We start from the raw sequence: 6,350 nt of genomic DNA on the forward strand, positions 1-6,350 counted from the left end.
ATAAAAAAGGTGATGATTATATGAGTAAAATTCTTATAATAGACGATGAAGAAGATCTTGTAATACTTTTAAAGGATTCCTTAGAAGATAAAGGTCATAATATTTTCACTGCACATAATGGAGAGGAAGGTATAGAGAAGTCAAAAGAACAGCCTGAACTTATTATACTTGATATAATGATGCCTGACATGGATGGATATGAGGTTTGTAGAAATATAAGAGATGGGGTTCAATGTCCAATAATATTTTTAAGTGCAAAACAATCTGAGATGGATAAGGTTAAAGGACTTGCATTAGGGGGAGATGATTATATAGTAAAACCCTTCAGTCTCAAGGAGTTAATGGCAAGAATTGACGCTCACTTAAGACGAGAAAAAAGAGCCATCTTTCTTAATGAAGCTGAGAAAAGGATTTTACTTAATTTTAAGAACCTCACAGTAGATTTAAAAGGTCGCCAGATTCAAATCAATAATATACCTGTGATCCTTACAAAAAGGGAATTTGATATAATTGAATTATTGTCGCTTCATTCAGGACAGGTATTTTCTAAAGAACAGATTTACGAAAAAATTTGGGGCTATGATGCAGAAGGAGATTCTTCTAACATAACAGAACATGTGAAGAAAATCAGGGCAAAGTTTAATGTTATTGATCCAAATACTCAATATATTTCTACAATATGGGGTATAGGATATCGCTGGGATAAAATTAAATAATAATATTAGTGGTGTAATATTTCAGGAGGATTGAATGTTAGAGAAAAAGCCTTTGAAAACACAATTTATAATAAGTTTTATACTGATTATTGTATTGAGTCTTATTGCAACAACTGTTACTTATTTTGTAGGTACTAGTATTTATGGAATACTTGAATATAAAAAATTATATCCGGCTAATTACTATGAAGGGAAAATTCCTCATATTGAAAATTATCTCAGAAAAAAAGGTATAGTAATTCTAAATAGTGAAGAAAAACAATCTCTTAATAAGGCTATTCCAGTACAAGGTATTGAATATCAGGTTATGGATGAAAATGGTAACAAGATATATGGAACAGATAATGAAAAGATAATAAATAATAGAGAAGAATTATATGAAAAAATTAATACTAAAATTAATACTAATATAGGAATCAATAAAAAATATACTAAAATTATTCCTATATTAGATTCTGAGGGTAAAATAAGAGGGGCCGTCTCTCTATCATATATGTTGAAAAATTATTATGTAAATACAGAAGATAAAATATGGATAACACCATTATTTGTTGTAATTATATTTTCACCATTTATTTATATAACAATATTTGCACTACTATTTTCCAAAAAATTTGAAAAAAACATAGGAAAGCCTGTTAATATGCTTATACAGGCATCTAAAAATGTTAAAAATAAGGATCTTGATTTTAATATAGATTATAATGCCGATAATGAAATTGGAAGACTATGTGGAGCTTTTAGTGAAATGAAATCTGAACTTAAAAAGTCTTTGATATCTCAGTGGAAAATAGAACAGGAAAGGCATGAAATGGTGGAGGCACTGGCCCATGACTTAAAAACCCCCATTTCTATTATAAAGGGATATACTGAATCACTTTTAGAAGATAATTATATTGATAAACAAAAATTAATTAGATATTTAAATGTAATAAAAGAAAATACAAATAAAGGATCTAGACTTATAAAAGAAATGCTTTATGCTGCAGAACTGGAAGATATTGATACAGAACTTTGTATTAATTCAGTGGATATTGATTCTTTTATGAGTATAAAAAAAGAAAGTTATGAGATGATTGGTAAAGAGAAAAGAATAACTTTTATAGTAAATGTAAGTTGTGAATATAATTATAAAAGGTCTTGCTCTCTTGATATATCAAAACTTGAGAGAATATTGGATAATATCGTATTAAATAGTATTCACTATACACCTGAATATGGAGAAATAGCTATTAATGCATATATAAATGATAAAAGTATCAAGTTTACAGTAAAGGATACGGGAAAGGGATTTAGCAGTAAAGATTTATCTAATATTTTTAATAAATTTTATAGAGGGGATCAATCCCGCAGTTCAAAAAATGGTAATGCAGGACTTGGGCTTTATATTGCAAGGAAACTGGCAGAGTTACATGAAGGTAGTATAAAGGCATTTAATTTGGAACAGGGTGGTGCATGTATAGAGTTTATTTTGAGATTGTTTTAAATTTATATTACTTATTGAAGATGATGTAATGTTAACTTGACATAGGAAAATGTAGTAAATTACAAAAGATTACTTTGAAAAATTTTTTATAATTTATTAGTAGAAGTAGAATGCCAGTCAAATAAGTATAGATATAGTCATTTAATATAAAAATGACTATATCCAGTTGATTTATCATTTTATTTAAAGTTTATATTAATACTTTTATTACATTTTAAAAATTATTTATTATCTGCTGCAAACACAATTCCAGCATCTTTTCTTGCCGTCACTGCGGTTTCTATAACACTTAAGGAATGTTCTAATAATTTATGAGATTTTTCTAAATCATTATTGCTAAATGTATCTTCAAAGTCTATTAACTCATAAACCATTCTATTTGAAAATTTTTGCTCATTATAAGTTTCAATTTTATTATCAATTCCAACTTCAAATGAAATACATTGATTGGCAGAACCATTTAACTTTATGTATCCTTTTGTTCCTTGAATAATAGCAAAACTTGGACTCTTAGAATCCTTAGCCCCAGTACACTCACATATAAAATCATCATATTTTAAAATAGCAATTCCTGAAGTGTCAATTCCGTTTTCAGCAATGTTAGCTATATATTTTACCTCTTTTGCTTTGCCAAATAATCCAGTTACAAAATGTAAATTATAAATATTAATATCTGCTAGAGAACCGCCAGAAAAGGCTGGACTAAATATATTTGTAACTTCACCTGCTAAGAGTTTATCATATCTACTTGAGTATTGAGAATAATTACATTGAACTATTTTTAATTGTCCTAAAGAACCTATTTTTTCTTTAATCTTAATGTAGTTTGGCAGATGCAATGTAGTAATTGCTTCAAATAAAAATAAATTTTTTTCTTTTGCTAAATTTATTAATGTTTTTGCTTCTTCTATAGTTGATGTGAAGGGTTTTTCGCAAATTACATTTTTACTACTTTGTAATGCTTTTAAAGCATATTCATAATGCATACTGTTTGGTGATGCTATATAAATAAAGTTTACGTTTTCATCTTTTAGTAAAGAATCATAATCTGTGTATACTTGTTTTACATCATATTTGTTTGCAAGAGCCTCTCCTGTTTCTCTTTTTCTGGAATAAACAGCTGTACATTGAACATTGTCTACTTCCTTTACAGCATCTAAAAAAGTCTCTACAATTGAACCTGTTCCTATAGTACCTATTTTCACAATGTAATCCCCCTTTTGTGGTAAGTTAATTAACTAGTTTTAAGGTTATATTTATATTGTATAGTATTGTTTGTAGTAATGTAAACATAAAACAATTATATGTTTTTACTTATTGCGAATATACTTTTCCTGTTTACTTGCAGTTCACTTGATGTCAGCTGGATAATCAATTCCTCAATTGCTGATATGCTTGCTACAATACAAATTATATATACAAGTACAGTTGTATGAATATAGGGAAGGAATATTGGAAATATGAATAAGACTATGCCAGTGATTTTATTTCCGTAAGTGTGAATACTTGCAAAGGTTTTATATCTTTTCAGGGCTACACCCATGGATGTTAATCTGATAATAGCAATTGAAATAATCCAAATGTTGATTTTGGTTGTAGGATTTACGATTGGATAAAGCACAAGTAATAAAGCACCTGACATTATCATGTCAGCTATGGAATCAAGCTTTGCGCCAAGTATGCTTGTTGTCCCTGTTTTTCTTGCAATAAATCCATCCATAATATCACTGAATCCACAAATAATATATGTTGCGTAAAAGGCTGCACTTAATGGTTTAACAAAAATCAAAATCAAAGAAAAAATTATTCTACTAAAGGATATACAATTTGGTATTGCTTTCATTTTAGTATCTCCCAAATATTAAAAATCTTTATTTAGCAATTTTAGAATATTATGATGTAAGATTTCTTACTATAAATAATAAAATAAACCTAATTTTATCTTACTAAATGTTTTTTGTTGTTCCAAAGTTGAAGTTCTATAAAAATAAATAGTAGTGGCATAGATATTAAAATCATTCTGTAATCATTTGTTTTAAATAGCATATAACTTACAATTCCAAAATAAATACCTGTAAATATACAAATGAATTTATATATTCTAATATATTCCTGTTCCTTCAATATTGTTTTAGTAAAAAGTTTTGTAAATTTAAGTATAGTATTGCTCTTTAACATAAGTCCAATGAAAATACATAAAGCGCTCATGATAAGATATAAATATACTGTATTAATAATATCCATTTTACTCACTTCACTCCTCCAATTTATTTAATATCAGTAGTTCTATCAGTGAATTATAGAATCATCCTTCTTGATTTACTAGTATGATTGAATTATACATTGAATCATATTGTATTTCTATAAATAATTATCATCATATAGAATATACATTAAATAATAAATCATTTATAAGAGAAATTATTTAATGGAGACAATGAAATGAGAAAGAAAAAAGTTTGGATATTTATTTTAGTATTGTTGTTCATATTCATTACAATTACTGTTGTTATTTCTAATACTAAAGATGTTAAAAATGGACAAGTTATTGTGAGTTATTCTGAAAAATTTAAAAATGTCAAATATTCTTGGGGTGGGGAGAGTCCCAGGGGATTTGATTGCTCGGGATTTACAAAGTATGTATATGCTCACTTTGGTATAAGTTTACCACATAATGCAGCAGAACAATATAACTATGGTAAGCCGGTAAATAAGAACAGTTTACAGCCAGGAGATTTAGTTTTCTTTGGAAAGACAGATGAAAGTATATATCATGTAGGAATATATATTGGAAAAGGGAATTTTATAAATGCACCCAAAGAGGGAGAAAGTGTAAAAATAACAGCACTTAGTTATATGCCAGATTATTATGGTGCAAAGAGATTAAGCCATGTCAAATAAATAGCTACTATTTATTTTCATATGCCTAGGTATTAGAAAAACGGTACACCTATAAATGATGTACCGCTTTCAAGTTGGTAAACTCTAAAAATAAAACTTAAGGAGACTATGAAAAAATTTTTTCATTTCTTTTATAATTATAGACAGAAATTTTTTGTTTATTCATTATCTTATAGTTAAAATTTTATAATTAATGTGAGAAAAAGTATTTTTATATATTTTATATAAGGTGTAAAAGCTTTTACGAAAACTATCAGATAGCAGAAAATTTCATGAGAAGTAATGAAGTGAATTATATTAAGAGGCTGAAAAGGGGAAAAGAAGATGCTGACTTTAAAAAGTGAATATATAATTTCAAGACATCAGACATCATTGTTGAAAAATGATGTCTTTTAATATATGATTAAATTATTCGATAACTAGCCACTGTAATACTCCTAGATATAGATAATAGTGATATATCTATGGATAATTTATCTAAACTTAGTGGCAGTATAAATTTTAACTAAGTGAGATTTATTGATACTTTTAAAAAGGGAGACTACGCTATGACAAAAAAAAGAAAAAGTTTATCAGAAAATGTAGCAGATGATATTCTTGCCATGATTACTATAGATAAAAAATTTGCACTTGGAGATAAGTTGCCTAATGAAAATCAACTTTCTGCGGAATTAAAAGTTAGCCGTACCACTTTAAGAGAGGCTATTCGTATTTTAGTAGCTCATGATGTATTGGAAATTAAAAGGGGAAAGGGAACTTATGTTAAAAATAATGGTGAATTAAATGAGAAGTTTGGATTAAAGGAGTTTTCAACTTTTAAATTGGATGTAAAGGACTTGTATGAAATACGTTTGATTTTTGAACCTGAAATTGCATACTATGCTTCAAAACGTGCTACTGATAAGGAAATGGAGCGTATTATACACTATGGAAAATTAGAGGAAGAACAAATTTTAAAAAAGGAGGATAGAACAGAGGTTGAGCAGGCATTTCACAAATCAATAGCAAAAGCAACTCATAATGAATTTATGAATAGATTAATACCTATTTTGTATCAGGCCATTGATAAGGGAGTTATTTTATCAGATGCAAATGAAGAGATGCTAATGAATACTTTAAATGATCATAGAATGATTATGGAATTTCTATCAAAACGAGATGCAGAAGGAGCAAAGACAGCAATGAAACTACATATAATTCATGCCATGAGGGGTTTTGGAATTACAGAAGAATAGGCATTTTTATTG

At 27.7% G+C, this 6,350-nt stretch carries 7 protein-coding genes; 4 read left to right on the forward strand and 3 right to left on the reverse strand.

Annotated features, from left to right (window positions below; all coding sequences use genetic code 11):
* Positions 1–20 precede the first annotated feature (20 nt).
* Together RH99_RS10125 and RH99_RS10130 are read left to right on the forward strand one after the other, a co-directional pair.
* Positions 21–716, forward strand: a complete 696-nt coding sequence (locus RH99_RS10125) for a response regulator transcription factor (RefSeq protein WP_010237362.1) — start codon at positions 21–23, stop codon at positions 714–716.
* Positions 717–750: 34 nt separating this feature from the next.
* Positions 751–2,202, forward strand: a complete 1,452-nt coding sequence (locus RH99_RS10130; RefSeq protein WP_010237363.1) for a HAMP domain-containing sensor histidine kinase — start codon at positions 751–753, stop codon at positions 2,200–2,202.
* Positions 2,203–2,423: 221 nt separating this feature from the next.
* Here RH99_RS10130 and RH99_RS10135 read toward each other — a convergent pair whose 3' ends face one another.
* The 3 genes from RH99_RS10135 to RH99_RS10145 all read right to left on the reverse strand — a co-directional run bounded on the left by RH99_RS10135 (position 2,424) and on the right by RH99_RS10145 (position 4,446).
* Positions 2,424–3,407 carry a Gfo/Idh/MocA family protein gene (locus tag RH99_RS10135; protein ID WP_010237365.1) on the reverse strand — a complete coding sequence of 328 codons (984 nt, stop codon included), beginning with the start codon at positions 3,405–3,407 and terminating at the stop codon, positions 2,424–2,426.
* Between the two features lie 95 nt (positions 3,408–3,502).
* Positions 3,503–4,045, reverse strand: coding sequence for a CDP-alcohol phosphatidyltransferase family protein (locus tag RH99_RS10140; RefSeq protein WP_010237367.1), 543 nt, complete (start codon positions 4,043–4,045; stop codon positions 3,503–3,505).
* Between the two features lie 95 nt (positions 4,046–4,140).
* Complete coding sequence (locus tag RH99_RS10145; protein WP_081504388.1) at positions 4,141–4,446, reverse strand: hypothetical protein; 306 nt, start codon at positions 4,444–4,446, stop codon at positions 4,141–4,143.
* Positions 4,447–4,644: 198 nt separating this feature from the next.
* On the opposite strand from RH99_RS10145, the gene RH99_RS10150 reads away from it, so the two are divergent.
* Both RH99_RS10150 and RH99_RS10155 read left to right on the forward strand, forming a co-directional pair.
* Positions 4,645–5,103 carry a C40 family peptidase gene (locus tag RH99_RS10150; protein ID WP_010237372.1) on the forward strand — a complete coding sequence of 153 codons (459 nt, stop codon included), beginning with the start codon at positions 4,645–4,647 and terminating at the stop codon, positions 5,101–5,103.
* Positions 5,104–5,651: 548 nt separating this feature from the next.
* On the forward strand, positions 5,652–6,338 hold the full coding sequence (locus RH99_RS10155) for a FadR/GntR family transcriptional regulator (RefSeq protein ID WP_010237375.1): 687 nt from the start codon (positions 5,652–5,654) through the stop codon (positions 6,336–6,338).
* Positions 6,339–6,350: the final 12 nt, after the last annotated feature.

Source organism: Clostridium arbusti SL206 (genome assembly GCF_000246895.1).
Classification (GTDB): domain Bacteria; phylum Bacillota; class Clostridia; order Clostridiales; family Clostridiaceae; genus Clostridium_I; species Clostridium_I arbusti.

Bases quoted from the DNA above. Each gene is read 5' to 3' on its own strand.
- RH99_RS10140 (WP_010237367.1), bottom strand. From the start codon at position 4,045: ATGAAAGCAATACCAAATTGTATATCCTTTAGTAGAATAATTTTTTCT.
- RH99_RS10125 (WP_010237362.1), top strand. From the start codon at position 21: ATGAGTAAAATTCTTATAATAGACGATGAAGAAGATCTTGTAATACTT.
- RH99_RS10145 (WP_081504388.1), bottom strand. From the start codon at position 4,446: ATGGATATTATTAATACAGTATATTTATATCTTATCATGAGCGCTTTA.
- RH99_RS10130 (WP_010237363.1), top strand. From the start codon at position 751: ATGTTAGAGAAAAAGCCTTTGAAAACACAATTTATAATAAGTTTTATA.
- RH99_RS10150 (WP_010237372.1), top strand. From the start codon at position 4,645: ATGAGAAAGAAAAAAGTTTGGATATTTATTTTAGTATTGTTGTTCATA.
- RH99_RS10155 (WP_010237375.1), top strand. From the start codon at position 5,652: ATGACAAAAAAAAGAAAAAGTTTATCAGAAAATGTAGCAGATGATATT.